At 54.7% G+C, this 25,025-nt stretch carries 23 protein-coding genes; 11 read left to right on the plus strand and 12 right to left on the minus strand.

Annotation, left to right across the window (positions count from 1 at the left end):
* Positions 1–16: 16 nt before the first annotated feature.
* From MHI42_RS09680 to MHI42_RS09690, 3 genes are read right to left on the minus strand one after another with little or no spacing between them, the layout of a single operon-like run.
* Complete coding sequence (locus MHI42_RS09680; protein WP_036695825.1) at positions 17–415, minus strand: FxsA family protein; 399 nt, start codon at positions 413–415, stop codon at positions 17–19.
* Positions 412–951 (minus strand): thioesterase family protein, encoded by a 540-nt coding sequence (locus tag MHI42_RS09685; protein ID WP_171718644.1) that lies wholly within the window; start codon positions 949–951, stop codon positions 412–414. Before MHI42_RS09685 ends, MHI42_RS09680 begins: the two co-directional genes overlap by 4 nt.
* A gap of 34 nt (positions 952–985) precedes the next feature.
* Positions 986–2,167 (minus strand): MFS transporter, encoded by a 1,182-nt coding sequence (locus MHI42_RS09690; protein WP_042135415.1) that lies wholly within the window; start codon positions 2,165–2,167, stop codon positions 986–988.
* A 102-nt stretch (positions 2,168–2,269) separates the two neighbouring features.
* On the opposite strand from MHI42_RS09690, the gene MHI42_RS09695 reads away from it, so the two are divergent.
* Entirely contained in the window at positions 2,270–3,013 is a 744-nt protein-coding gene (locus tag MHI42_RS09695; protein ID WP_052421761.1) for a G1 family glutamic endopeptidase, read from the plus strand.
* Between the two features lie 168 nt (positions 3,014–3,181).
* Here the strand turns inward: MHI42_RS09695 and pyk are convergent, their stop codons facing one another.
* The 6 genes from pyk to MHI42_RS09725 form a co-directional block, all read right to left on the minus strand.
* Positions 3,182–4,606, minus strand: a complete 1,425-nt coding sequence (gene pyk / locus MHI42_RS09700) for a pyruvate kinase (protein ID WP_039307670.1) — start codon at positions 4,604–4,606, stop codon at positions 3,182–3,184.
* 340 nt (positions 4,607–4,946) lie between these two features.
* A complete protein-coding gene (locus MHI42_RS09705) occupies positions 4,947–5,948 on the minus strand; it encodes an acetyl-CoA carboxylase carboxyltransferase subunit alpha (protein WP_171718645.1) in 1,002 nt (333 codons plus the stop codon).
* A gap of 1 nt (position 5,949) precedes the next feature.
* The gene (gene accD, locus MHI42_RS09710; protein ID WP_342423638.1) at positions 5,950–6,843 is read right to left on the minus strand and encodes an acetyl-CoA carboxylase, carboxyltransferase subunit beta; all 894 of its coding nucleotides are present in this window, start codon (positions 6,841–6,843) and stop codon (positions 5,950–5,952) included.
* 84 nt (positions 6,844–6,927) lie between these two features.
* Positions 6,928–7,116: a hypothetical protein gene (locus MHI42_RS09715; RefSeq protein WP_036700684.1), complete on the minus strand. Its 189-nt coding sequence runs from the start codon at positions 7,114–7,116 to the stop codon at positions 6,928–6,930.
* Between the two features lie 148 nt (positions 7,117–7,264).
* Positions 7,265–7,765 carry a phosphatidylglycerophosphatase A gene (locus tag MHI42_RS09720; RefSeq protein WP_039307658.1) on the minus strand — a complete coding sequence of 167 codons (501 nt, stop codon included), beginning with the start codon at positions 7,763–7,765 and terminating at the stop codon, positions 7,265–7,267.
* Positions 7,766–8,309: 544 nt separating this feature from the next.
* Positions 8,310–12,068, minus strand: coding sequence for a DNA polymerase III subunit alpha (locus MHI42_RS09725; RefSeq protein ID WP_342423639.1), 3,759 nt, complete (start codon positions 12,066–12,068; stop codon positions 8,310–8,312).
* 146 nt (positions 12,069–12,214) lie between these two features.
* Here MHI42_RS09725 and MHI42_RS09730 point away from each other — a divergent pair, with 146 nt between their 5' ends.
* The 3 genes from MHI42_RS09730 to MHI42_RS09740 all read left to right on the plus strand — a co-directional run bounded on the left by MHI42_RS09730 (position 12,215) and on the right by MHI42_RS09740 (position 13,588).
* Complete coding sequence (locus MHI42_RS09730; protein ID WP_039309559.1) at positions 12,215–12,535, plus strand: YtrH family sporulation protein; 321 nt, start codon at positions 12,215–12,217, stop codon at positions 12,533–12,535.
* 147 nt (positions 12,536–12,682) lie between these two features.
* Entirely contained in the window at positions 12,683–13,186 is a 504-nt protein-coding gene (locus MHI42_RS09735) for a hypothetical protein (RefSeq protein ID WP_171718647.1), read from the plus strand.
* Between the two features lie 93 nt (positions 13,187–13,279).
* Positions 13,280–13,588 carry a YtpI family protein gene (locus MHI42_RS09740; RefSeq protein ID WP_342423640.1) on the plus strand — a complete coding sequence of 103 codons (309 nt, stop codon included), beginning with the start codon at positions 13,280–13,282 and terminating at the stop codon, positions 13,586–13,588.
* Between the two features lie 1,060 nt (positions 13,589–14,648).
* Here the strand turns inward: MHI42_RS09740 and MHI42_RS09745 are convergent.
* Positions 14,649–15,983: a DRTGG domain-containing protein gene (locus MHI42_RS09745; protein WP_042135406.1), complete on the minus strand. Its 1,335-nt coding sequence runs from the start codon at positions 15,981–15,983 to the stop codon at positions 14,649–14,651.
* Between the two features lie 341 nt (positions 15,984–16,324).
* A complete protein-coding gene (locus tag MHI42_RS09750; protein ID WP_171718649.1) occupies positions 16,325–16,609 on the minus strand; it encodes a hypothetical protein in 285 nt (94 codons plus the stop codon).
* A gap of 194 nt (positions 16,610–16,803) precedes the next feature.
* On the opposite strand from MHI42_RS09750, the gene MHI42_RS09755 reads away from it, so the two are divergent.
* On the plus strand, positions 16,804–17,379 hold the full coding sequence (locus MHI42_RS09755; protein ID WP_171718650.1) for a hypothetical protein: 576 nt from the start codon (positions 16,804–16,806) through the stop codon (positions 17,377–17,379).
* Between the two features lie 99 nt (positions 17,380–17,478).
* On the opposite strand, the gene MHI42_RS09760 is transcribed toward MHI42_RS09755, so the two are convergent.
* Positions 17,479–17,823: a YlbF family regulator gene (locus tag MHI42_RS09760; protein WP_042135401.1), complete on the minus strand. Its 345-nt coding sequence runs from the start codon at positions 17,821–17,823 to the stop codon at positions 17,479–17,481.
* A gap of 343 nt (positions 17,824–18,166) precedes the next feature.
* Here MHI42_RS09760 and MHI42_RS09765 point away from each other — a divergent pair, with 343 nt between their 5' ends.
* From MHI42_RS09765 to MHI42_RS09790, 6 genes are read left to right on the plus strand one after another with little or no spacing between them, the layout of a single operon-like run.
* Positions 18,167–19,531, plus strand: coding sequence for a YheC/YheD family protein (locus tag MHI42_RS09765; RefSeq protein ID WP_171718651.1), 1,365 nt, complete (start codon positions 18,167–18,169; stop codon positions 19,529–19,531).
* A 10-nt stretch (positions 19,532–19,541) separates the two neighbouring features.
* Positions 19,542–20,726, plus strand: a complete 1,185-nt coding sequence (locus MHI42_RS09770; RefSeq protein WP_342423641.1) for a YheC/YheD family protein — start codon at positions 19,542–19,544, stop codon at positions 20,724–20,726.
* Positions 20,727–22,100, plus strand: coding sequence for a YheC/YheD family protein (locus tag MHI42_RS09775; protein ID WP_042135395.1), 1,374 nt, complete (start codon positions 20,727–20,729; stop codon positions 22,098–22,100).
* Positions 22,097–23,212 (plus strand): YheC/YheD family protein, encoded by a 1,116-nt coding sequence (locus MHI42_RS09780; protein WP_342423642.1) that lies wholly within the window; start codon positions 22,097–22,099, stop codon positions 23,210–23,212. The genes MHI42_RS09775 and MHI42_RS09780 overlap by 4 nt, the downstream gene beginning before the upstream one ends.
* A 25-nt stretch (positions 23,213–23,237) precedes the next feature.
* On the plus strand, positions 23,238–23,756 hold the full coding sequence (locus tag MHI42_RS09785; protein WP_171718654.1) for an N-acetyltransferase: 519 nt from the start codon (positions 23,238–23,240) through the stop codon (positions 23,754–23,756).
* Positions 23,738–24,868 (plus strand): YheC/YheD family protein, encoded by a 1,131-nt coding sequence (locus MHI42_RS09790; protein ID WP_342423643.1) that lies wholly within the window; start codon positions 23,738–23,740, stop codon positions 24,866–24,868. Before MHI42_RS09785 ends, MHI42_RS09790 begins: the two co-directional genes overlap by 19 nt.
* The last annotated feature ends 157 nt before the right edge of the window (positions 24,869–25,025 follow it).

Raw genomic sequence — 25,025 nt, forward strand, 5'->3', positions numbered from 1 at the left:
CGCGGCGCCCCCGGCTCTACCTGCGGTAGAAGGTGAAGGTGCCGTTTTTCATCTTCTTCTCGATCCATTTCAGCAGAAAAACCCGGTATAGCGGCCGGGTCAGCGGAAATACCAGTGTAAAGCCGATCAGATCCGTGACGAAGCCCGGCAGAATCAGCAGCAGACCGCCAAAAAAGATACATAAGCCGTCCAGCATGGTCCGTCCGGGCACCCGTCCTTCCTGCATATGTGTTCTGCTGTCCTGCAGCACTTTTTTGCCTTCAAACCGCATCATGAGCAGACCGATGACCGAAGTGGCCAGCATGATCAGCAGGGTCTTGGGCGCTCCAAGAAAACTTGAGACATAGATGAAACCGAATAATTCCACGGCCGGGACGGCGAATAATGCAGCCCACAGCCATTTGTTCCTGATCATACTGCTCCTCCTTCTTCTTCCTTAAGCGCCGTAGTGATAGCGCGGAACAGCTCAGGCTGCGCCCTGTCGATACGCACAGGCTTCCATTCCTTGTTCAGCCAGACATGGCTCGTCGTGCCGCTGACCAGCAGTTCGCCGGGAAGAGGTTCACTGTCCGCCGGACGCGCCATACGGGTCCCGGAAGCACCTGACGCTCCGCCTTCTCTGTGCTCTTCCGCCACCCGGCGGATTTCATATTCATAGACAACCCTTAGCGCCGAGAAGGTTGTTAACCGTGCATACACGGCAATAAGATCATCATATCGCGCCGGGCTTTTAAATTGCAAATCTGCAGAGGTCACTGGCAATAACAGCCCCAGGCTCTCAAGTGTGCGGTAGGCAAAGCCCAGTCCCCGGAACATCTCCGTACGCCCGCTTTCAAACCAGGTCAAATAATTGGCATGATAAACCACACCCATCTGATCGGTTTCCTGATAACGCACACGAAATGAAGTCTCATGCCAGCGGCTGGACCACCCCGGTTTGTGTGAATTCATATTCATGCTCCTTTCTGTAATGGCAGGCGGGCAGCTAAGCGCTGACTCCGCCGGAAGAGGCCTTCAGCGGCAGCTTGCTGCGTGAGCTCCGGGCGACATAGAACAACAGAGCCGCGCCGGCCGCCGCACTCAGCATACAGGACAGATTCATAAGGCCGACCCCGCCCTGATTCAGCAGCATTCCGTTCAGCAGATTGCCCAGAATACCGGCAAAGCCGGAGAATACGATGTTAAATACGCTTTGTCCCGTCGCCTGCATCTCCGCAGAGGTAATCTTCGATACATATTCAACTGCAGCAATATAAAAGAAGCCGAAGGATAGGCCGTGCAGCACCTGTACCCCAATCATGACCGATGGATACGGGAAGGCTACCTGAATCCCCCAGCGCAGCACATAGATCAGTGCACCCAGCAGCAGCGTCCGCTCCATGCCCAGCCTGCGGATAACCTTGGAGGCGAAGAACATGGAGGGAACGTTAGTAATCGACGCCAGAAACAGGGCGATCCCGGCATAGCTGGTCGAACCGCCGACCGACTGGAAGGCAAGGACGAAATAAGTACCGAACGCCGTCATCGTCTGGTTCACCAGGAAGCTTCCCCCGAGAAAGGCCAGGAATATACGGTTGCCGAGCAGCTTTTTGACGCCCTGGGAGAAGGACTGGCTCATCATGTGATTCTCTTCCGCCTGCTTCGGCAGGGTGAAGGCAATCGCCACTGCAACGGCATTCAGCAGCAGAAACGGCAGCCAGATCGTGGATACCGAGAATTTAGATACATATTGCCCCCCGGCTATGGCTCCTACAGCGGCTCCTATGCTCATCATCATCCGGATGCTGCCGTAAGTCGATCCGGCTCTGTTCGCCGCTGCTATGGCGTAAGAGTCGGCAATAGGAGCCTGTGTGGAGGAGAAGATCGTGGATACCGTGTACACCAGCATCAGCACAATGAAATACTCCGACCGGTACAGCACCGCAAGCAGCGCCGGAACCGCCACACTCAGAAGAAGCACCAGCCGCGCCTGGTTATATCTGTCGGAGATCACTCCCCATAGGGGCTGGACACAGATCGCGATCAGTGTGCCCGTAGCCATCAGCATGCCGATCTGGCTGACGTTAAGTCCGTTCGATTTGAGCAGCAGTGACAGATAAGAGCCGAAGGAGCCCCCGGCGAGTCCCAGAAACAGATAAAACCCGCGCAGCTTCGATATTTTTTCCATTGGAGTTATAAGTCCTCTCTCTTCCTTTTTAACAGAATACCCAACCTTAAGAGCCTCTTACCGCATTAAATAGAGCAGAACATATTATGAGGCGGTGGACAAGTGGGCCAAGTCAATAGATTGCTAAGCAGCAAACCCTGTCTGAAAGATAAACTCAACACAGGCAGAGCCGTCAGCTCAGGCTTCGGCTGGACATCCAGCAACTGGAGCGGTTATGCCATCTCGGGCAAAAAAGGCACTTACCGGCGGATATCGGCCGACTGGATCGTCCCTTATGTAAAACCTACGGTCAAAGCCACGTATTCTTCGGCCTGGATCGGCATCGACGGCTTCCGGAACAGCAGCCTGATTCAGACCGGAACCGGCCATGAATCGGTAAACGGAACCGTCCGGTACTATGCCTGGTGGGAAATTCTGCCCGCTGCCGAGACCGTTATCCCCTTGCCTGTATCTCCCGGAGACCATATGCGCGCTTCTATCGTCAAGCTCAGTCCGGGTAAATGGTGTATCACTCTGCGCAATCTCAGCAAAAACTGGGTTTTTCGTACAGTCCAGCGCTATCAGGGGCCGCAAACCTCTGCCGAATGGATCATGGAAGCTCCCCAGGTGGGACAGAATATCGCACCGTTGTCCAAGGTATCACTGGTAAGATTCACCTGCTGCCGGGTTAACGGATGCAGTCCCAAGCTCAAGGCTCAAGACGGCGGAATTATGGTCCAGAACAAAACGCTGCTGGCCGTGCCGACTCTGCCGGGTCCCCGCGGCGATTCCTTCTCGGTCCGGCGGATCTACCGCAAAAGCCATCCTGCTGTGTACTCCAGAAACCCTATATTTACAAGAACCTGATTGCCCGGTTTCTCAAAACTCTCAATTCAATATATACATTTGCACCATTTATATCAACCCGCAAGTGGAAACGGCTATGCTTTCCTGCACAATAAAAAGAGCAGCGGCTAAGAACGCCACTGCTCTAATAGGTGTATTCTGTTAATGCTGCAGAACCTCTTCCAAATCCTAGTCGGCTGGAATCGTGTCTACCTTCACCAGGTTAGTGGAACCGGAACGGCCCAGCGGGATACCTGCAGTAATGACTACAAGATCTCCGGCTTTTACCAGACCGGAAGCTTTACCGCCTTGAAGTGCAGTTTCCAGCAATTCGTCAGTCGAAGTAGCTTCTTTGCCGAATACTGGAGTTACGCCCCAAACCAGCGCCAGCTGACGCATAGTTCTTTCCTGGGTAGTTACAGCAATGATTTGTGATTTAGGACGGTATTTGGAAACCACGCGTGCAGTGTGGCCAGTTACAGTCGAAGAAATGATAGCTTTAGCGTTCAGATCCAGAGCGGAAATCGCTACAGATTGGCTGATCGCTTCAGTTACCGTAGTTTCTTGAGCAATTTGCTGCTTCATGAAGATTTCACGGTGGTTCAGGGCAGATTCTGCCTTCTCAGCAATGCGGGACATTGTGAGTACGGATTCTACCGGATATTTCCCGGCAGCAGTTTCACCGGACAGCATGATTGCATCTGTTCCGTCGAAGATAGCGTTCGCTACGTCACTCGCTTCAGCGCGGGTAGGACGCGGGTTGCGCTGCATGGAATCCAGCATTTGGGTAGCTGTGATTACCGGTTTGCCGGCGATGTTACATTTCTGAATCATCAGCTTCTGAGCCAGAGGCACATCTTCAGCAGGAATTTCTACGCCAAGGTCGCCGCGGGCAACCATGAGGCCGTCGGAAGCTGCCAAAATTTCATCAAGGTTATCGACACCTTCTTGGTTCTCGATTTTGGAGATGATTTGGATGTGGGAAGCGTCGTGCTTCTCAAGCAATGCACGGATTTCCTGAACGTCGCTGGCTTTGCGAACGAAGGAAGCGGCGATAAAATCGATGTCCTGTCCGATCCCAAAAACGATATCATTGGTGTCTTTTTCCGTAATACCCGGCAGGGAGATGGATACTCCTGGTACGTTAACGCCCTTCTTGCTCTTGATTGTACCGCCGTTAACAATACGGGTCTTGATTTCGGTGCCTTGAATGTCGACAACAGTAAGACCGATAAGGCCGTCGTCGATCAGGATAGTCGATCCAACTTGAACATCGTTAGGAAGGTTGTTATACGTGATGGAGATACGGTTCTGGTCGCCCAGGATTTCTTCCGTAGTCAATGTCAGGTATTCGTCCTGAACCAGTTCAATCGGTTCTACTTCCAGCTTACCAGTACGAATCTCAGGTCCTTTGGTGTCGAGCAGAATGGCAACAGTCTTGCCAAGTTCTTTGGAAGCTTGACGGATCGTGTTGATCCGGGCACCGTGCTCTTCAAAATCGCCGTGGGAGAAGTTCAGACGGGCCACATTCATACCAGCCAAAATCAATTTTTTGATATTCTCCAACGATTCACTTGCAGGTCCGATCGTACATACAATTTTACTTTTCCGCATTAGGTTTTCCTCCGTTTTTTCGTTCTCTCTGTCTCACTTTTTCCAACTACAAAATCTACTATAAGGCTTGCTCTCTGTATAGGAACTTTATCACATGTAGTCACATGTACCTTTTATTGCGCCCTTATGAATATTACTGCAAGTTGAAGACAAAATCAATGTTAGTGCCTGTTTTTGCTGTAAATTAAAGTCGAATTTTATAAGAATGCCGTCAAAATAAAAATCACCCCGCAAAGTCGGCGGGATGATCGGGGTGGGAATAAATGGTTAAAGTATTCCGACCGGCTTACGGACAGGAATACACTGGAATATGTCAGAAAGTGCAAATGATAAGTGCAGATTACTCTACACTCTGCACTTCCTCCTGAGGCGCATCCTGTTCCTGGAGGGACTCCGAGAACTCGCCGATTTTGCGGAATTTAAGGTAACGGTCTTCCTTAAGTTCTGCCGAATCCATCACGGATAATTCCTGCAAATGACGCCATACCGCATCCTTGATTGCCGCTGCCGTTGCCTCGTAGTCACGGTGTGCCCCGCCTTTGGGTTCAGGAATGATCTCCTCGATCACTTCCATCTCCAGCAGGTCAGACGCCGTAATCTTCATTGCTTCAGCTGCCTGCTCCGCTTTGGTGGCATCCTTCCACAGAATGGACGCCGCCCCGTTGGGGGAGATCGCCGAATAGATGGCATGCTCCAGCATCAGGACCCGGTTGCCCACGGCCAAAGCCAAGGCACCGCCGCTGCCGCCTTCGCCGATAACGACGCAGATGACCGGTACGGCCAGCTGAGACATCTCGTACAAATTCCGGGCGATCGCTTCGGACTGTCCGCGTTCCTCTGCCGTATTGCCGGGATAAGCCCCTTTGGTATCGACAATGGTGATAATCGGACGGCCGAATTTCTCTGCCTGCTTCATCAGACGCAGTGACTTGCGGAAGCCTTCCGGATGCGCGCTGCCGAAGAAACGCAGAATGTTCTCCTTCGTATCCTTGCCGCGCTGCTGTCCGATTACGGTGACCGGACGGCCGTTCAGCTTGGCGATTCCGCCGACTACGGCAAGATCATCACCATACAGGCGGTCGCCATGCAGCTCCATGAAATCGGTGAAGATAAGTCCGATCAGATCCAGTGAGGTCGGACGGCCGTGATGCCGGGCCAGATGCATCTTCTGGGCCGGGGAGATATCCGAATATACTTCATTCTCAAGGATGTGGTAACGCTCCTCAAGACGGGCTACCTCATCTTTGAAATCAATACCCTTCTCTTCGCCAAACTGCTTCAGTTCAGCAATTTTCTTGCGCATTTCTACCAGAGGCATTTCAAAAGGCAACTCTCCTGCCAACCTAAAATCCCCCTTTCACATCATGCAGCTCCAGCAGCTTGGTTAACGTGGAGCGCATTTCCTTGCGGTGCACAACCATATCCAGCTGGCCGTGCTGCAGATTGAATTCTGCTGTCTGGAAATCTTCCGGCAGCTTCTGGCGGATCGTCTGTTCAATCACAATCCGGCCGGCAAAACCGAATACCGCACCGGGCTCGGCAATAATAATATCACCCAGGCTGGCGAAACTCGCCGACACCCCGCCTGTGGTCGGATCAGTAATTATAGAAATATACAGGCCTCCGGCTTCACTGAACCGGGCCAGTGCGCTACTTGTCTTCGCCATCTGCATGAGACTGAGTATGCTCTCCTGCATTCTCGCTCCGCCCGAAGTAGAGAAGATCAGCATCGGAAGTCTCCGCTCTGTTGCTTCTTCAACCGCTCTGGTAATCTTCTCGCCGACTACGGACCCCATGCTCCCGGAGAAGAACTCAAAGTTCATCACCGCTACAATCACCGGATGGCCGCCAATAGTACCCTGGCCGGTGATTACAGCTTCAACCTGTCCTGTTTTGGACTGCTGTTGTTCCAGCTTAGAGGCATAGCCGGGGAACTGCAGCGGATCAACGGATGCCATTTCGCTGTCAAACTCAATGAACCCTTCAGGGTCCAGCGTCATCGCAATCCGTTCCGAAGCGTTCAGGCGCATATGATAGCCGCAGGATGGGCATATTTTCAAATTCTTCTCCAGTTCCTTGCTGTACTGGATCGTTCCGCATTTGTTGCATTTGTTCATGAGTCCCTCGGGAATCTCACGTTTGGGGCGCTCGCCTTCCGCCGGTCCGCCACTTCGCTCCAGACGCTCTGAAGGAATGATCGCGTACTTCCGTTTTTTCTGAAATAAATCTTTGAACAAGGGTCGCACCTCTTCAGCCGTTTATTTGCGTAGATAGCAGCTTGCCGCTGTCATGACCGCTCATGTATCTCTAAGTTGTAAATCTCAAGGATGCAGAATCAGATTCAGGACCTCCTGCACTTCTTCAAGCTCTCCTGAAGGAACCAGAATCTCAAACTGCTGCTTGGACATATTAATCGGACGGCATTTTATCAGAAATCCTTCTTCCGTAAGCTTCCTCTGAATCATCTCCGCCACTTTGGCGGTCGGCGCTATATAGATTACCGTCCACATGCCCTGCAAGGCCTCCCTAATCTCAAATCCCAGCCGTATCCTGTATATAATGGAATCATGATAACACAGTTTTCTTTTTTCCCGCAACAGGCTCGGCAGGATGGCTGCTTGACCGGGAGGCCGCTTCCAACAAATGCAGGAGCTGCAATTATGCCTCTCCGGAGGCAGGAGAATAGACCTTCGCCCCTTCGTGGCGGTGGGCAATTCTGGCCGATGCCGCAGCTGCAATCCCGGCTACCAGATCATCAAGAAATACATGAATGCTACCCTTATCATCATTCAATTTGCCGATAATTCCAAGCTTTATTTTGTCCAGATAACCGAAACCTGTCAGCCCGATCATTCCGTATACACCCGTGATGCCTAGCGCCAGAGTCTCGTCCGCCCCGTAGAGCGATTCATCCGCCTCCAGCACTGCCTGAAGCGGCTGCGGCAGCAGCTTCTTCTCCGCCAGCTCATCCAGCGCGACACCTGTCATCAGCGTGTACTGTACTTCTCTTTTGCCCAGCACCGCCTTGACGCTTACGAGGCACTCTTCCTCAGTCAAATCGGGATAATAGGCCGATTGCAGAATATATACGATCTCAGCGATAGAATCAAGCGAAACTCCCCGGCGCTCCAGCAGGTCTGCTGCCAATTGATAGGACATGATGTGATTCCCCTTTCCGCACGGGACAATGCCCTGTGGTTCCCTAATGTATGCGGAAAAGGGCGGAAATGTGCTTATTTTAAATATAAGAAAATATGTTTAAGCTTTATGGAAATTCCCCGGTTCATCCGCTTTTTGCGGCAGAGACCGGATTACTTTGCAGAATCCTGCACAACGTGCAACATTTTCCTCATTTAACCGGTTCAAATCCAAAATTGTTGTATAAAAGGCAGCAATTCCTCTTGTCCAGGCGGCTTGGCGGGAGAATTCCTGTATTTGATACAACAATTCTCCCGTATACCCGGCTAATTATGAATCAAAGCTGCAAAACGTACAACATTCTTGTCTGCAGTGCTTACCTGGAAGTCTCTATACTGCCGGCAGCGAATCTAGTGTAAGCAATGAACGTATTCCTCTAACCCCACGGCGATTGATCCGTTACTTATTGGGTTGAACCACATACCTTTGAAGCGGATACCTGAAAGGGGGACGTTGTATCGCTGCTTCCTAAGCACAAACCTCCTTAGAGGACGGCAAGCCGTTACTACCTGATCCTGACGGTTCCGGCTCCCAGCATGCTCTCTATTGCCGCAAACAGCTCCTCCGAGGGCTCGATCCGGTAGCTGTCGCTGAGCGCCAGCACCTTCTGGTTGCGCTCGTAGAACAGCAGCGTCGCGGCTGGTCCCGGGTGGGTCTGCAGCAGCGCCTGGAGGCGCGGCAGCAGACCTTTGAGCTCAGCGCCCGGCGTGATCTTGATGAAGACACGCTGGGTGCTCTGCTCTGAGCTTGCGGAGCGCTCAGCAGGAGCGGGCTGCCCCGTGCGCAGCGGGGCAGGGCTTCCCGGCCGCGTAGCTGACGCGGCCGGGGATTGGGGCGCGGCCTGCGCAGCGGCCGCGTTAGCGCGCGCACCGGGCGGCTGTGCCGCCGGTGTGCGCGTGCCCGGTGCAGCGGCTGCGCCAGCTGCACTGCCGCTGCGGGCGCCGGGGCTTCCGGCGCCCGTACGGGCTGCAGGAGCTGCCGCAGGCGCTCCTGCGGGGGCGTTCCGGCCCGCATAGGCGGGCCGGGCGCCTGCGGCGCTGCGGCGCTGCAGCAGGCCGCGCACGCTGTCCGCGGTGAGCGGTGCCACCTCCTCGGCCAGCAGCTTGAAGCCCTCGTCCTCCTGCTGCACCTTGGCGCGCAGGGCCAGCAGCGCGCCCTTCTCGATCAGGCCGCGGCTGCGTTTCCACACCTCGGGGAAGAGTACGACCTCGCAGCGCTCGATCTGGTCTTCCCATTCGACAAAGGCCATCGCCTTGCCGGACTTTGTCGTAATTTCCTTGAGCGACACGACCATGCCGGCTGTCACCGTCATGCTCTCGTCTGCCATTTCGCCAAGATCCATCAGCTTCTGCATCCCCGGCTCCTCCAGCAGGGCCGCATTGTCGTCCAGCGGATGGCCGGACAGGTACAGGCCCAGCAGCTCACGCTCCAGCTCCAGCTGCTGGGTCACGGAGAATTTCGGGATATCCGGATAACGGATTTCCCAGTTCGGCGTCTCAATCAGATCATCGAACAGCTGGATCTGCAGCTCATCGCGCTCCTTGCGCCACTTCGCTGCCGCATCGACTGTCTCATCCAGCATAGCCAGCAGCTGGGCCCGGTGGCCGGGAAGACGGTCGAAGGCGCCTGTCTGCAGCAGTGATTCAATCACACGCTTGTTGCAGACGCGCAGATCGACACGGCGGCAGAAATCAAGCAGGCTATCGAACGGACGCTCCTTGCGGACCGCCATAATATTCTCCACCGCCAGCGTCCCGACATTCTTGACCGCTGCCAGTCCGAAGCGGATATGCCCGCTGCCTTCGCCGGGTACAGGGGTGAACAGCACGCCGCTCTCGTTAACATCGGGCGGCAGCACGCCGACCCCGCTGCGACGGCATTCCAATACATACTCTGCCACCTTGCGGTGGGTTCCCATAACCGCGGTCAGCATTGCTGCCATGAACTGCACAGGATAATGCGCCTTGAGATACGCAGTCTGGAACGCCAGCACGCCATAGGCGGCAGCATGGGCACGCGGGAAGCCGTAGTTGGCAAACCGCACGATCATGTCATACACCTCATTGGCATCTGCCTCCTGATAGCCCTGCTTCAGACTGCCCTCCACAAAGTGGCTGCGTTCCTTGTCCAGCGTCTCCCGCTTCTTCTTGGACACCGCCCGGCGCAGCAGATCCGCTTCGCCGAGCGAGAACCCCGCCATCAGGGAGGCAATCTGCATGATCTGCTCCTGGTAGACGATGATCCCATAGGTATCAGCCAGAATCGGCTTCAGATCAGCATGAGGATATACAACCTCGAACTCCCCGTGCTTGCCCCCGATGAATTTCGGAATAAATTCCATCGGACCCGGACGGTACAGAGCCACCACGGAGACAATATCTTCAAAACCGCTGGGCTTCAGATCCTTCAGCACCCGCCGTACACCCGCAGATTCCAGCTGGAACACGCCGGTGGTCTCGCCTGCTCCGAGCATCTCGTAAGTCAGCGGATCATGATCCGGGATGAAGCGGAAATCAGGGACGCTGCCGGTCATTTCCTTCACCCAGTTCATGCAGCGTTCAATAATCGACAGGGTCCGCAGCCCCAGGAAGTCCATCTTCAGCAGGCCTACACTCTCCAGATGCTCCATGGAGTACTGGGTCAGCGCTGTAGTCTCACTGCCCGCCTGGAGCGGAACGGCATCGGTCAGCGGCCCCTTGGAGATGATCACTCCGGCAGCATGCGTTGATGCATGACGCGGCATGCCTTCAACCTTCATCGCCATGTCGAGCAGCCCTCGGGTCTTCGGATTGGTATCATACAGAGCCTTCAGCTCTGGCGTGCTCTCCAGCGCCCGGGTGATGCTGATGCCGAGCTGGCCCGGAATCAGCTTCGCCGCCTTGTCCACCTCGTTATACGGCAGATTCAGCGCACGGCCTACATCCCGTACAGCTGCTCTTGCCGCCATCGTTCCGAAGGTGATGATCTGCGCCACATGCTCCTTGCCGTATTTGTCCACCACATAGGCAATAACCTCATCACGGCGTTCGTCACTGAAGTCAATATCAATATCGGGCATCGTAATCCGCTCCGGATTCAGGAAACGCTCGAAGAGCAGATTGTATTTCAGCGGATCTACATCCGTAATCTTCAGCGTATATGCTGTAAGACTGCCTGCCGAGGAACCACGGCCCGGGCCGGTAACAATACCATTCCGGTGGCAAAAAGCGATGAAATCCCAGACAATCAGGAAATAATCACTGAATCCCATGCTCTCAATGACGCCCAGTTCATAGGCCAGCCGTTTCTCGGCCGTTTCCTTCTGCTCCGGAGATGCCCACAGCGGCGTATCCGCATAGCGCTCCTCCAGCCCGCTGCGGCACAGCTCACGCAAATAAGCGGCGGCATCCAGCCCTTCCGGCAGAGGGGAATACTCCGGCAGAATATGATTGCCGAACGTCAGCTTCAGATTGCAGGCTTCTGCAATCCGCTGCGTGTTCTCCAGCGCCTGCGGCACATGCGGGAACAGCGAGGCCATCTGCTCGCCGCTCTTGAAGAACAGCTGATCCGTGCCGATCTTCAGGCGGTCCTCATCATCCACAGATTTGCCTGTGCCGATACAGATCAGCACATCCTGAACCTCGGCATCTTCTTTGTCCATATAATGCACGTCATTCGTAGCCACCAGGGGAATATCCAGCTCGGCAGCAAGCTGAATCAGCTTCGGATTCACCCGCTTCTGTTCAGGCATCCCATGATCCTGCAGCTCCAGGTAGAAGTCCGCGCCAAAAATCTCCTTGTAACGCAGCGCCGCCTTACGCGCTTCCTCCTCACGCCCATGCAGCAGATGCTGCGGCACCTCTCCGCCAAGACAGGCGCTGAGGCAGATGATGCCCTCGGCATGCGCCGCCAGTGCTTCCATATCAATCCGCGGCTTGTAGTGCTGGCCCTCCAGATGGCCGATGGAGATCAGCTTCATCAGGTTCCGGTAGCCGATCTCGTTCTTCACCAGCAGAATCAGGTGATAGATCGGCTGATCCTTGCGGCTGCCCCGCTCACGGCGCGAGCCTGCGGTCAAATAAGCTTCACAGCCGATAATCGGCTTGATGCCGTTCTCCTGGCAAGCTTTATAGAAAGGGATAGCCCCGTACATCACTCCATGATCCGTTAGCGCCAGCGATTTCATGCCGTATTCGCCGGCCCGGCGCACCAGATCCGTAATGCGCGCCGCCCCGTCCAGTAAACTGTATTCGCTGTGCACATGCAAATGCACGAAAGGGCTCATTATCCCCACTTCCCTTCAGTTCCAAAATCAAAACATAAGATGAAACTATTTTATCATATTAGAGGGGGAACCGCCCATAGAATGGATTAAGAGCATAAGGACAGGCAGCGGATTAGCAATTGCCTGGACCGGGAAGGAGCCTTATGATGAATATTTTCCTGAGCAAAGCCGTCCTCGACTTCTTCATCGCCTTCGGCATTGTATTGGGCGGTTCCCTGCTGGGCGGGATAGGAGCCGTGGTCTCCCTGCAGCCGCCTACGCACACCATGCTGGATATCGCCGACCGGATCAAAATCTGGGCGCTGGCCGCCGCCGTCGGCGGAACGATCGACCCGATGCGGGTCATTGAGAGCAACATGCTGGGAGGCAACCTCTCCCCCGCCATCAAGCAGATTCTCTATCTGGTCTTCGCCTTTCTGGGCGCTCATATGGGCAGTGAGCTAGTCAAATGGGTGTGCGGCAAGTAGAAACGGGTAAACCGTCCTTAAATCAAGCCAATGCTTCCGAAGCAGCGATACTATGTATCGCTTTCAGGTTCCGTTTCAGCGAGAAATAGAAGGATAATGGATAGCGCTGAGCAGATACATTCATATATTTAAAGGGGTGATGAATCCATGCGCCTGCCGCCGTTTCACCGCTACCGGCGTTTCTCGCAGATTGCTGCCGTTTTTGTGCTGGGAATGATTGTGGGCGCCGTGGTATATAACGCCATTTATCATATGGGGTACAACGTGCTCTGGCTAAGCAATCAGGAACTCCGGATACAGATCGAGGAGTACCGCGATGACATTGACACGCTCAAAAAATACAACAATACCTCCACCGTAATCCGGGAGATTAAGGTCCGCACCGAGGACAGCAAGGTTAAGGAAGGCACCGCTGTGCTGGATACAGTAACTGTTAAGGAAATCCTCAGGAAGCTGGTCAGCGATCTGGAGCCGATGCGCGGGCGCAGCATGTTTGAAATCGATTCGGACGGGAAGCTGGCACGCCTGCTGCTGGACGGCAAAATCTACATTGTACGCGAGAAGGAATACACCGTCAGAATCCGCACTATGCTCGTTATGGAGGGTGTGCTGCAAATCTGGGTGGAGATCGGTCCTTATAAGCGCACCTGAGTCATAATCATGGTACAATAGTGGGCAAATCATAGAATGGTAGAGATAGGCCGAAGCACCGTTTCCCACCTTCCACTAAGGAGCTGTCTGTCCATGATTATGCTCATCAAGTATCTGCTGTTTGTTCTCCTGGTCGTCTTTATGATCAGCGCCGCGATGTATAGTTACTCCTCCAGGAGGGCCGCAGACCCGCTCATCAAAGGGCTTAAGCGATCGATTATGAACATGCTGCTCGGCGCAATGCTGGTAACGCTCTCATTGATGTCGATGTTCATCTTCCGCGGCTCGACGCTTAATGTTGTCATTGAAGCAGCTTTTCTGCTGCTGGGTATCTTCAACATCTTCTCGGGGCTGCGCAGCCACGGGTACTACAGCCGGCTCCGCAGCGAGAGCGGGAGCTGAGTGTATACGGTATCTGAGCCATCTGAATGGGAATTTGAATGGGTATCTGAATCCGGCTATTAATCGGTATTTCAATCGCTATTTGAATCTTTGCATTGCTATTTGAATCGGTATTTATCTTTGAATCGCTAGCTAATTCGCTGCATCTCCCCAACCGGCTCTCCAGTAGAATCTATGCGAAGTGGAAATTGTACACTTATTTCTAGCCATGCTGTACCTTTCAGGGGAGCAGTTGGAAAAAAGGCACTTATTTCGTCCGTTTTCCTCCTCTAGTGCAGATTCCGGCGGATTAGTTGTCCTTTTTCCACTTAATGTCCCAAAATCGGGGAGTTTGGGCCAATTAGATGCCCTTTTTCCACTTGCCTCCCGCTGCTCATAAGAGATACCTATCCACTCAGTCTCCATGTAACTAGATGTCCAGTCATCCGCTCACTCAGTGTCCATGTAACCAGATATCCAGTCATCCGCCCACTCAGTGTCCATGTAACCAGATGTCCAGTCCGTCGCTCACTCAGTATCCATGTAACCAGATGTCCAGTCATCCGCTCACTCAATGTCCATGTAACCAGATGTCCAGTCTGTCGCCCACTCAGTGTCCATGTAACCAGATGTCCAGTCCGTCGTATAGTCACAGTCCGTTGACCATTCAATGTCCATGTGTCCAGATATCCAGTCATCCGCTCACTCAATGTCCATGTGACCAGATGTCCAGTCCGTCTCCCACTCAGTGTCCAGCTGTTCAACTGTTCAGCTTCTTAGCCTCGCAGCCATAATCCAACCAGTTGTTCCATGGCTTGCCGAATAACCCCGATTAGTCTCGAATGCCAAATAGACCAGAGTACTCTCCCGGTAATTACAGGATAGTCTGGTCTATTTAGTCTGTATTCGTTTATTCGGTACTGACTCGTCTGCATTCGTTTTATTCGATTCCGACTCATCTGAATTCGTTTATATTGATTCTGACTAGTTTCTGACTCGTCTGTATTCGTTCTGTATTCATTTTCTGTGCGAAGACTGCATGTATGCCTACACTATTGCTGAATGTATATACTTGAGCGGTTTAGCCGTGGTCAATCGACTGCAGCATCAGGACGGCCTTGGCCACAATGGTCTCCATATGGCTGATCTCAATCTCCAGCTTGCAGGTACGGCGGCTGATCTCCAGCAGCTTCGGCATGACGATAATGGAATGCTCGATTTGCACCGGGCGGATGAAGTAGGTGGACATGTTATCCAGCACATAGTCATTGCCGGTGATGTCCTTGGCCGCCTTAAATGCGGAAAGGGTCATCAGCGTGGACAATATCCCTTCCGAGATCGTCCCCAGATCCGTCGCCATCTGCGGTGTGATGAAGCCGTGGAAGAACAGCTTGCCCTCTTCATCGCGCTCATCGGCAAAACCGTTCCAGATCAGATGATCGAAGGTCTCCCCGAGCTGCGGCTGGTTGCTGGCATCACGCAGACTCTGCAGCACTTCCCTGCGGGTCAGCGACCCGACCAGCTTGCGGTTGCGGTCTACGATCGGCAGGAAGTCGATCCCTTCCCACATCATAATCTGCGCCGCCGAAGCCAGCGAGGTCTGCAGTGCGGCGGTCACCGGGCTGCGGATCATGGCCTTCTCGATGCTCTGCCCTTCTGCGAGATCCTCCACATCGCGGCGGCCCACGATGCCGATGACCCGGTTCCACTCATCGGTCACCGGGAAGCGCTGCTCGCCGCTCGCCAGGGACAATTCGCGTAATTCGCCGACTGTGCTGGAGATTTTGAGCGTATTCAGGCGCGGCTTGCCCTCCACAATATCTTCCACCAGCATAATCTTCTTCTTAATCAGCCGGTCAAAAATCGCCCGGTTAATCATCGAAGCTACTGTAAACGTATCATGCCGGGATGATATCACCGGCAGGTCCAGTTCATCCGCCAGCGCCTTCACCTCGCGGCTGGTACCGAAGCCCCCGGTTACGAGCACCCCTGCCCCCTGCTCCAGGGCAAGTGAATGCACATCATCACGGTTACCCACGATCAGCAGGCTGTCGGCATCGATATAACGGATCATGGCATCCACTTTCATCGCGCCGATCACATATTTATGAAGATGTTTGTTCAGACCCTCCGCTCCGCCGAGGACATGTCCCTCGACAATGTCAACTACATCCCCAAACGTAAGCTGATCAGAAATATTGCGCGGCTTTTTTTCTACCCGGACCGTACCGATCCGCTCCTTGGTAATGACGATTCCCAGATTCTCCGCTTCCTTCACCGCACGGTAAGCTGTACCTTCACTGACGCCCATTTCCTTGGCCAGCTTGCGGACGGAGATCTTCGTTCCAACCTTCAGACTTTCAATATGCTGCAGCAGTTGTTCATGCTTTGTAATGTTATCGCCTTGACCTTCCAACTGTTACACCCCCATACCCCGATCTGTACTATTCTGTACCCATTATAACGCTGGTTACAGCGGAGTACAACAGAACGGGTATGCTTCTTTCAAGAGATATGTCAGCTGTATGACAAGCGATACCAGCGGCAATTAAGGGACAGCCTCACTTATGCCCACACACATATAATGTATGCATGAGTACAGCCTTGAATATAGCTATAACACATCATTTTACAAAGCATAAATACACTGTATATCCGCACATCCACATTACTGCAAACACAGCAAACCCCCAGTCCGCAGCTTTCGCGAAACAGGGGGTGAGCCGCTGCACCTTGCCTATAGACCCCGGCCAAATTCTATAATCTCTGGGACACCCGGGTTTCTTCGTTCCACTGGCCCTGCCATTGCTCCAGCTTAACCTTGCGGACCGCCTCCAGGCGTTTCTGCTTCTCTTCATCCACTCCGATGATAAAGTGCAGGTGCGAGGCAATCACCAGGAAGGCAAACGCACACCAGACAATACCGAAGCCCAGTACCCAGCCGGGGCCATTCTGAAAAGACAGCTTCGGCAGCGCGTACAGCAGCATCGCCAGAGCCGCCAGCAGATACACGGAATGCTTGAATTTGTTTCTTTTTTTCATTATCGAACCGCTCCTTCGTTCTAAAGGGTTGTCAGGCTGAATCTGAATCTATATCTCTACTCTATGAACTTCAGGTCCGGATTATGAGACAAGTTGCTAATTTTTCATCCCGCTGATTTCGCTGCCTCCGGGTTTAGTCTAGCCTGAATGCCGGGGGTGTGAGATGATGGAGCCACGAAGAGGAGGAATTTACATTGAATAACATTTGGGGCCAGTCCGAGTACATAATCCGCAAAAAGGTATTCTCCGTCATGGGGGCGAAGCTGCATATTTACAACAGCTCGGAGGAGCTGGTGCTCTTTTCGCAAATGAAAGCGTTCAAATTGAAAGAGGATATAGCCCTGTACACGGACGAGAGCATGGAGAGAGAGCTGCTGCGCATTAAAGCCCGCAAAATGATAGATCTCAGCGCCACCTATGATGTCTATGATTCGGAGACCGGGGAATCTCTGGGCGCACTCCGCCGCAAAGGCCTGAAGTCCATCTTCAAAGATGAATGGGTAATTCTGGACACCGGCGATAACGAGATCGGATTCATTAAAGAGGACAGTGTGTTCATGGCGCTGCTGCGGCGTGTCATTACTCTAATTCCGCAAAAATATAATGTGGAGATCGGCGATATGGTCATCCCGGCCTTCCGGCAGAACTTCAACCCTTTTGTCACCAAAATCATCGCCGACTTCTCCGAGGACCGCAAAGGTGTGCTCGACAGACGTATTGGCGTAGCTGCCGCGATTCTGCTCTGTGCCATTGAAGGTAAACAGGATTAGAAATAACCAGCCTAGCATCAAAAAGAGGGTGATTCCGGAGCCAAATGGCCCTGGAATCACCCTCTTGCTGTTATCAGGAGAAATCCCCTTCTATCGCGCTTATTGTTGTCCGCCGTACATTTGGGACAGGCTGTCGGTGATGATTTTGTTCACATCCTCGATGACCACGCTAAGGCGGCGCTCTGCGTCGAACAGGCGGCGGATGCCGAGATTCAGGTTAAGCACCTCGAACAGCTTCTCCATCTTCTCCATCTCCTCCTGTGGAGGCATCTCTCCGCTCATCATCCGCTGCTGCAGCTCGATCTGGCTCTGACGGAAGTTGTCGAGCATCAGCTTGCTCTCCGGATCTGCTTCGATCACTTTCATTGCGCTGGTAATATCCGATACCTCGGTGCTGTCTTTGATGGCTCTCGCCAGTTCATGTGCTTTGTCAATTACGTTCATTAGAAATCCTCCTGAATGTTTAGTTAGCGTAGGCTCCCTGAGTTTCTTCGCTAAACTCGCTTCGGAAGCATACGCTTAAGTTTTGTGTTTCCGCCCAAATTTTGCGGTCACGTTATTTCCCCTCCGGCGGCCAGACTTCAGTCTGTGCGCCTGCACCTGTAGCCTGCACCTGTACTCCACCCGCTGAATGGTTTCACCGCCGCCGGACATTTAATCCGCCCGGCACGGCTTTTTAAAGAATAGGTCAATCACCAAGGGTCAGATGTCTCCATATGATGAATGATATGTAACCCTTAAGATTCATATTGCCGGCATCATGCTGCCTACCGGAAGGAGATCCACGATGTCCCAACTCAAGATCCCGGTCCAAACGGTCCACTCGGGCATCCTGCAGGAAAACGCTGTAATGCTAGGCGAAAAATCCATGAAGAGGCTCAAAATACCGGCGCACGGAACAATCCAGCTTACCTTCGGCTCTTTCCGGCAGGAGGTTACCGTTATTCCGGTTCCCAAATCCGACAGCCTGCGCGTAAGTGAAGGGCTGGCGCGGCGGCTGGGCTTAAGGCAGCGCCTCACGCTTAACGCTTCCTATAGTTCAGGCAGCCGCAATCTGCGGCTGGGGCCGCTGATTGGAGTTCTGGTGAGCCGGGACCATCCCGAGCATCCCGACAGAGTGTTCGGCCAGATCACGATGTTCTGCCGGGAACTGACCAATGCCTGCCATGCACAGGGCGCCTATGTATATTTCTTTACCCCGGAAGCGCTGGAAACGCGCAGTACTACCATCCAGGGCTGGGTATACGATGAGGGCTGGCGGAAGCTGAGTCTTCCTGTGGCCGATGTGATCAACAATCGGCTGACGACGCGAAAGGTAGAGAATAAACCTAGCGTACAGCATTTTTTGGCGGATGTAAAATCCCGCTACGGAACTCATTTTTTCAATGAAAAGTTCCTTGACAAGACAGAGGTATTCGAAGCGCTGGCGCAAGATCCCGCCCTGCAGCGGTATTTGCCGGAGTCGCATGCCCTGAACGGCTTCGCCATATTGAAGAAAATGTGCAGCAATTATCCCAGTGTGTTCCTGAAACCTGTACGCGGCAGCCTTGGCAAAGGCATTCTGCGCATCTCCAAGGAAGACGGCGGCTACCGGCTGCTGTCAACAACACCGCTGGGTACACGCAAGCAGAGCTATCCCAGTCTGACTAAGCTTTTTGGGTCCATTGCCCCGAAGATGAAAACGACCCGCTACCAGATTCAGCAGGGATTGCCCCTGATGGAGCTTGGACGGCGGCCGGTGGACTTCCGGGCACTCGTACAGAAGAACGGCACCGGCAAATGGGGCGTCACCTCCATTGTGGCCCGGACCGCTGGAAGTAATCACTTTGTCTCTAATCTCGCCCGGGGCGGGACGCTCAGTACGGTCCGGGAAGCCATCGGCAAAAGCAATCTCCCGCCCGGGGCGAAGGAAAGCTCCCAGGTTCAGCTTCCCCGGGCAGCACTGGCAATCGCCAGAGGCGTAGAGACTTATATCCCTGCGCATTTCGGGGAGCTGGGCATCGACCTTGCGCTGGACCAGTCCGGCAGAATCTGGCTGCTGGAGGTCAACTCCAAGCCCTCCAAGAATGACAACACGCCGCTGAACGACCAGAAGATCAGACCCTCCGTCAAACAAATGATTCTATACTGCCGCTATCTGGCCGGGTTATAAGGAGGACATCATGACAGAAACAGCAATGGGGTTCCTTGGCATAATGACAGACCGCCGCCACGGGAATCCTCCCATCGCAGAGCCGGAGTTCTGCAGTCATCTATGCCGGGCGGCCCCGCTGTATGATCTGAAGGTCCTTGTTTTTCATCCGGAGGGTGTTGCGAAGGATGGCGCTTCAGTCAGCGGATATCTCTGGCAAGGCGGACAATGGGTGCCTGCCCAGGCGCCTCCGCCTGACATCCTGTATAACCGCTGCTTCTACCGGACTCCGGAGGAGAAGCAATCTGCAGCTGCCGCCTTGGCTGTATTATCCCGGTCGCTTCCCTGGTCACGCGGACTGCCGGATAAATGGGGGGTATACGAGATTCTGCGGCGCAGCCACGCAGCCGCTGCCCTGCTGCCTGAAACGCTGGTCTACAGCGGACGGAAGGCGCTCGGCAACCTGCTGGCCGAAAGGGAATACGGTGTGTTCCTGAAACCCAAAACCGGCTCCCACGGCAAACGCACCCTGCATGCAGTACTCCTAGGCAAACGCGAAGGCGGCGGAGTGAGTGTGCGGGGAAGAGACCGGATGAATGAACCTTTTCAATATGTTTTCGGTACGCTGGACGAAGGTCTGAACTGGATCCACCGCTTCATCGGCCAGCACCGCTATATCATACAGCCTTATCTGCATCTCACCGGCAGCGGGGGACAGCCGTTCGATGTGCGTGTGCTGATGCAAAAGAACGGCACCGGCGCATGGACCCTGACCGGCATGGCCGTTCGTCTGGGCAGCCGGGGATCTCTTACCTCGAATCTGCACGGCGGGGGAACCGCGGTTCCCGCTTTGCCCTTCCTGCTAGCCGAATACGGCGCAGCAGGCCGGGACCTGTATCAGGAGCTGATCTCAGCCGCCGCGCTCCTGCCTCCCCTGCTGGAAGAATCCTGCGGGAGACTGGGAGAGCTCGGTCTAGACTTCGGCATCGATGCCGGAGGAAGACTGTATCTGCTTGAAGCTAATTCCAAACCAGGGCGCACGGTGTTCCGGCTGACGGGCGACCGCCGGGCTGCTAGGCTCGCCGCTGAGAATCCGCTGCGCTATGCGCGTCATCTCATCTGCTGCTTGCACCCTGGCAGCAAACCACAAGCTGCTTCAAAGGCAGTTCCGTTCAACGGGAGAATGATATCAATGGTTCCTAAGGAGGATTCATAAATGGGTCTCACTTTTTGCAATGTGCATTTCACCAAGCAGCCCCAACGAGTGGTCTATGTCTCGGGTGAACTGATGAAAAGCCTGAAATTATCCGGCAAGAAAAACATCCGCCTGCGCCTTGGGAAGGATGCCATACCGGCGATGATCAAGCCGATCAAACGCGCCGGCAAGCATCTCTTCCTGGCCTCGGGAGTGAAGAGCGCAATCAAGATTCCGAAATCAGGCGGCATTTATTTGCGCAACCTGCAGAATGATGAGGTCCAGCTCGGACCGCTGGTCGGCGTACTCTCCGACGGGCCCGCCTCCGCGGCACAGCCTTTCGGCTCCCGTACCGGCTTCATCAAGCAGCTGCTGCGCGAAGGCAGCAACAAATGCTATATCTTCGCCTTCATGCCGCGTGACATCGACTGGCAGCAGGAGCAGGTCAACGGCTATTTCCTGAGTGCAAGCGGCAAATTCGAGCGTAAAATAGTGCCGCTTCCGGATGTCGTCTACAACCGTCTGCCCAGCCGCAGAGCAGAGACTTCCCCATACATCAACCAGCTGCGCGAGCGTTTCGGACGCAAGAAGATTCCTTATTTCAACTGGAGCTTCTTCAATAAATCGGATGTATACCGTCTGCTGGAGAATGACGGTGCCGCCAACCGCTTCGTGCCTGAAACACACAGCAACCCCAGTACAGAACAGATGAGGGATATGCTGGACCGCCACCACTTTGTCTATTACAAACCTTCCGCAGGCAGTCTTGGACACGGCATCTACCGCCTGACTTACCTGCCGAAGAAGGGGTACTTCGCCCGTTACCGTAAGAGCGGCAAGAATGTGCTGCTGCGCTTCACCAGCTTCGACAGCCTGATGCGCATGCTGCGCGGCCGTCACGGACAGAGCCTGCAGAACTATGTGGTTCAGCAGGGTATCCGGCTGATTGAGATTGACGGCTGCCCGATTGATTTCCGCTTCCATATGCACAAGAACGGCAGCAACCAATGGGTAGTTGTCGGCATCGGGGCCAAGAAAGCCGGCCGGGGCAGTGTCACCACCCACCTGAAGAACGGCGGCGCCCTGCTTACACCGCAGCAGGCACTGGGGCGTGTCTTCGGTGCAAGATCGGATGAAGTGCTGCAGCGCGCCAAAACAACAGCCGTCAAGCTGGCTGAATCCCTGGAAATCCAGCACCGGCATCTGCTCGGTGAGATTGGATTTGATCTCGGGATTGACCAGGATGAGGATATCTGGATGTTCGAGGCCAATGCCAAACCGGGACGCTCTATCTTCCGCCACCCCTCCCTGCGCGCTGAGGGCAAAGCTTCCATTGAGCACATCCTGGAGCATTGTCTGTATCTCAGCAAATTCCGCAGGAGGGATGACTTGTGAACAGCCGTATCCCAGACCCCGGCAAGCCTGTTATCGCCATCCTGACGACCAGTGACCGGCTGAAGCAGTTTCGCGGCAACCGCAATAACTTCCGCGATATTATCCGCACCGGCAAAGAAATGGGTTATCTGGTATATGTTGTAACCGTCCGCGATCTGAAGCTGGAGGAGCGGATGGTGAACGGCTTCGTCCCCTCTGCCAGCGGCAAGCTCTGGTACTCCATTCCTGTCCCGCTGCCGCAGGTGATTTATAACCGGATTCCGAACCGCGTTGAAGAGGAGAAAGCACCGGTCGCCCGTAAAATAGCGGAGTGTCTGGAGCATCCTGAGATCCAGCTGTACAATCCGAGCTTTTTCAATAAATGGAATCTCTTCGAGTGGCTCAAGGAATCCAAAGCAACCTCAAAGCATGTGCCCAAGACCCGCCGCCTGCGCAGTGCAGCTACCCTGACGGCCATGCTGAAGAATCACGACAGTCTCTACCTCAAACCGGAGAACGGCAAAGCCGGCAAAGGGATTATGCGGCTGAGATACCGGATGGATGCTATGCTGCCTTACCGGCTGCAGATCCAGAGCGGCAAGAAGAACACAACCTACAAAGCCGCGTCCATCGAACGCCTGTGGGCCAGAATCGTCAGGGAAAAAGGGGTATCCCGCTATATCGTGCAGCAGGCCATTGTGCTTGCTGCGCACCACGGGCGTCCCTTCGATCTGCGCGTGCTGCTGCAGAAGAACGGCCGGGGCGCCTGGGCGGTCACCGGCATTGGCGCACGGCTGGCCGGAGCCCGCAGCATCACTACCCATGTGCCGCGCGGCGGCAGCATTGAAGAGCCCTCCAGCATGCTGGAGGGAACCTTCGGAGCAGAGCAGGCGGCGGCCATCCTGAAGAATGTCCCCACTACGGCGCTGCTGATTGCCCGGCAGATTGAGCGGGCTTCGGCCACCATGCTGGGCGAGATGTCAATGGACCTCGGCGTCGATGAAGAAGGCGGGCTGTGGTTCTTCGAGGCCAATTCCCGGCCGATGAAATTCGATGAGCCGGCGATCCGTAAGCTGTCGCTGGAACGCATTTTTCATTATGGCCAGCATCTGTCCCGCCAGACCAAGCCTTAATTAAACCCGTAAAGGAAGTGACACCATGCAGATATCCTCACTCTACGACAGCAACCCGGTGCAGTGGAATTCCAGACTATCCGGACTGCTTGAATTCCTGAGGGAGTATGGGGAGCAGCGGATTACGCTTCGCGGCTGCAGGCAGCTGGCCCGGCTGACGCCGGAGCAGCTTGCCTTGCCGGGAGTTTCGCTGCTCGTTGCCACTGTACGGGGTCAGAACGGCCGTCAGCTCGCAGGTGTCAGCTTCGTCTCCGGCTACGGCAAGGAGGCCTGTGTAGTAGCCGTTCATCCCCTGTACCGCAAGAGGCATACCGGCACAGCCCTGCTTACCGCGCAGCTGGAACGTCTTGGGCAGCTGGAATGCCATGTGGCCTGCGATAACCCGGCCAGCCTGAAAATGTGCTTCAACAGCGGGCTTGCCGCCGTAGACCTGGTTACCGGCCCTACGGGCAAACCCACGCTGCTGCTGCGGTCTCCCCGGACTGCAGCCGGACCTACTATTCTCCCACAAGAAGGTGAACTCCTGTGCCAGAGCCCGTCTTAGGCATCCTCACGCTATATCTGAATGACGCCAAACAGCTTGAGGAGAAGAGCGTGTACCGGAGGATGATTATTGAAGGCAGCAGGATTGGCCTGGATGTCTTTGTCTTTACCCCCGCAGATGTGCATGTAAGCAAGGAACAGATCCATGCGCTTGTCTATGATGTTAAAAGCGGAACATGGTCGCGCAGGTGGCGCTCCTTCCCCAATATGATCTATGACCGCTGCCGGATTCAGCGCAGCCAGCGGTTCCAGCAGCTGCTGCGCTTCCGCGCGCGGTATGACCACCTGACCTTCCTGAACCGCCCGCTGCGTAATAAGTGGACGGTTCACCAGACCTTTTCACAGAAAAGCCGTTTCCGGCAGCATATGCCGGAGACTCTTCTATATCAGTCTTCCGCCGATCTCCACCGGATGCTGAAGTTCAGTCCGGTCGTCTACGTCAAGCCGGTTAACGGCACCGGCGGACGCGGCATCCTGCGGATTGAACGGCAGCGGGAAGGCAAGCACCTCTACGATATCCAGGGACGCCGCCAGAGCCGCCAGATCATCGCGCCCCGCAAGGTGTCGCTGAACCGCCTGGAGTCGATTGTGCGCCAGTGGTGCCTCGGCGGACGGTTCCTCGTCCAGCAGGGCATTCCGCTGCGTCTGCCCAGCGGACGGTTCCATGACTACCGGATGCTCGTGCAGAAGAACGGCCAGGGCCTCTGGGAATTCACCGGCATGGCCGGCCGGGTAGGCGCTGCCCGCAGCGTCACCTCGAACCTCCATGGCGGCGGGCATGCGATGCGGGCCGAGGCCCTGCTGAAGCAGTGGCTCGGCAGCGAAGAGCGGGCCGACAAGGCCATGCGGAACGCAGAGAAGCTGGGGCTCGAAGCTGCCGCTTATCTCGAAGACAGCTTCGGCGCGCTCTGCGAGCTGGCGCTCGACCTCGCGATCGACCGCGAGGGCAAGATCTACGTGCTGGAGGTCAACCCCAAGCCGGCCCGCGAGGTCTTCGCCCGCTCCGGCGACAATAGCACCTACCGCAAAGCGCTGGTGCGCCCGCTGGAGTATGCGATGTGGGTGTATAAGAACAAGAATACGCCGAGCTCGGCGAAGACGATTGAGGAATGAAGAACATATTTAACTGTAAAAAAAGCGCCCTCCATGAATCTGAAGGGCGCTTCTTGCGTTATTTAAAACAGAGAATCCTGAATTGGCTGAGATAAAAACATATCCAAATTCATGACACGAATTCTGCCGAACGGATCAATGAAATCCTTTAGATTAT

Source organism: Paenibacillus sp. FSL E2-0178 (assembly GCF_038593005.1).
Taxonomy (GTDB): domain Bacteria; phylum Bacillota; class Bacilli; order Paenibacillales; family Paenibacillaceae; genus Paenibacillus_AQ; species Paenibacillus_AQ phytohabitans.

Coding starts and splice junctions, on each gene's coding strand:
- MHI42_RS09750 (WP_171718649.1), bottom strand. CDS start 16,609: ATGAAAAAAAGAAACAAATTCAAGCATTCCGTGTATCTGCTGGCGGCT.
- MHI42_RS09740 (WP_342423640.1), top strand. CDS start 13,280: ATGATTATGCTCATCAAGTATCTGCTGTTTGTTCTCCTGGTCGTCTTT.
- MHI42_RS09685 (WP_171718644.1), bottom strand. CDS start 951: ATGAATTCACACAAACCGGGGTGGTCCAGCCGCTGGCATGAGACTTCA.
- MHI42_RS09715 (WP_036700684.1), bottom strand. CDS start 7,116: ATGTGGACGGTAATCTATATAGCGCCGACCGCCAAAGTGGCGGAGATG.
- MHI42_RS09775 (WP_042135395.1), top strand. CDS start 20,727: ATGGGTCTCACTTTTTGCAATGTGCATTTCACCAAGCAGCCCCAACGA.
- MHI42_RS09760 (WP_042135401.1), bottom strand. CDS start 17,823: ATGAACGTAATTGACAAAGCACATGAACTGGCGAGAGCCATCAAAGAC.
- MHI42_RS09735 (WP_171718647.1), top strand. CDS start 12,683: ATGCGCCTGCCGCCGTTTCACCGCTACCGGCGTTTCTCGCAGATTGCT.
- MHI42_RS09725 (WP_342423639.1), bottom strand. CDS start 12,068: ATGAGCCCTTTCGTGCATTTGCATGTGCACAGCGAATACAGTTTACTG.
- MHI42_RS09690 (WP_042135415.1), bottom strand. CDS start 2,167: ATGGAAAAAATATCGAAGCTGCGCGGGTTTTATCTGTTTCTGGGACTC.
- MHI42_RS09720 (WP_039307658.1), bottom strand. CDS start 7,765: ATGTCCTATCAATTGGCAGCAGACCTGCTGGAGCGCCGGGGAGTTTCG.
- MHI42_RS09680 (WP_036695825.1), bottom strand. CDS start 415: ATGATCAGGAACAAATGGCTGTGGGCTGCATTATTCGCCGTCCCGGCC.
- pyk (WP_039307670.1), bottom strand. CDS start 4,606: ATGCGGAAAAGTAAAATTGTATGTACGATCGGACCTGCAAGTGAATCG.
- MHI42_RS09765 (WP_171718651.1), top strand. CDS start 18,167: ATGTCCCAACTCAAGATCCCGGTCCAAACGGTCCACTCGGGCATCCTG.
- MHI42_RS09730 (WP_039309559.1), top strand. CDS start 12,215: ATGAATATTTTCCTGAGCAAAGCCGTCCTCGACTTCTTCATCGCCTTC.
- MHI42_RS09785 (WP_171718654.1), top strand. CDS start 23,238: ATGCAGATATCCTCACTCTACGACAGCAACCCGGTGCAGTGGAATTCC.
- MHI42_RS09770 (WP_342423641.1), top strand. CDS start 19,542: ATGACAGAAACAGCAATGGGGTTCCTTGGCATAATGACAGACCGCCGC.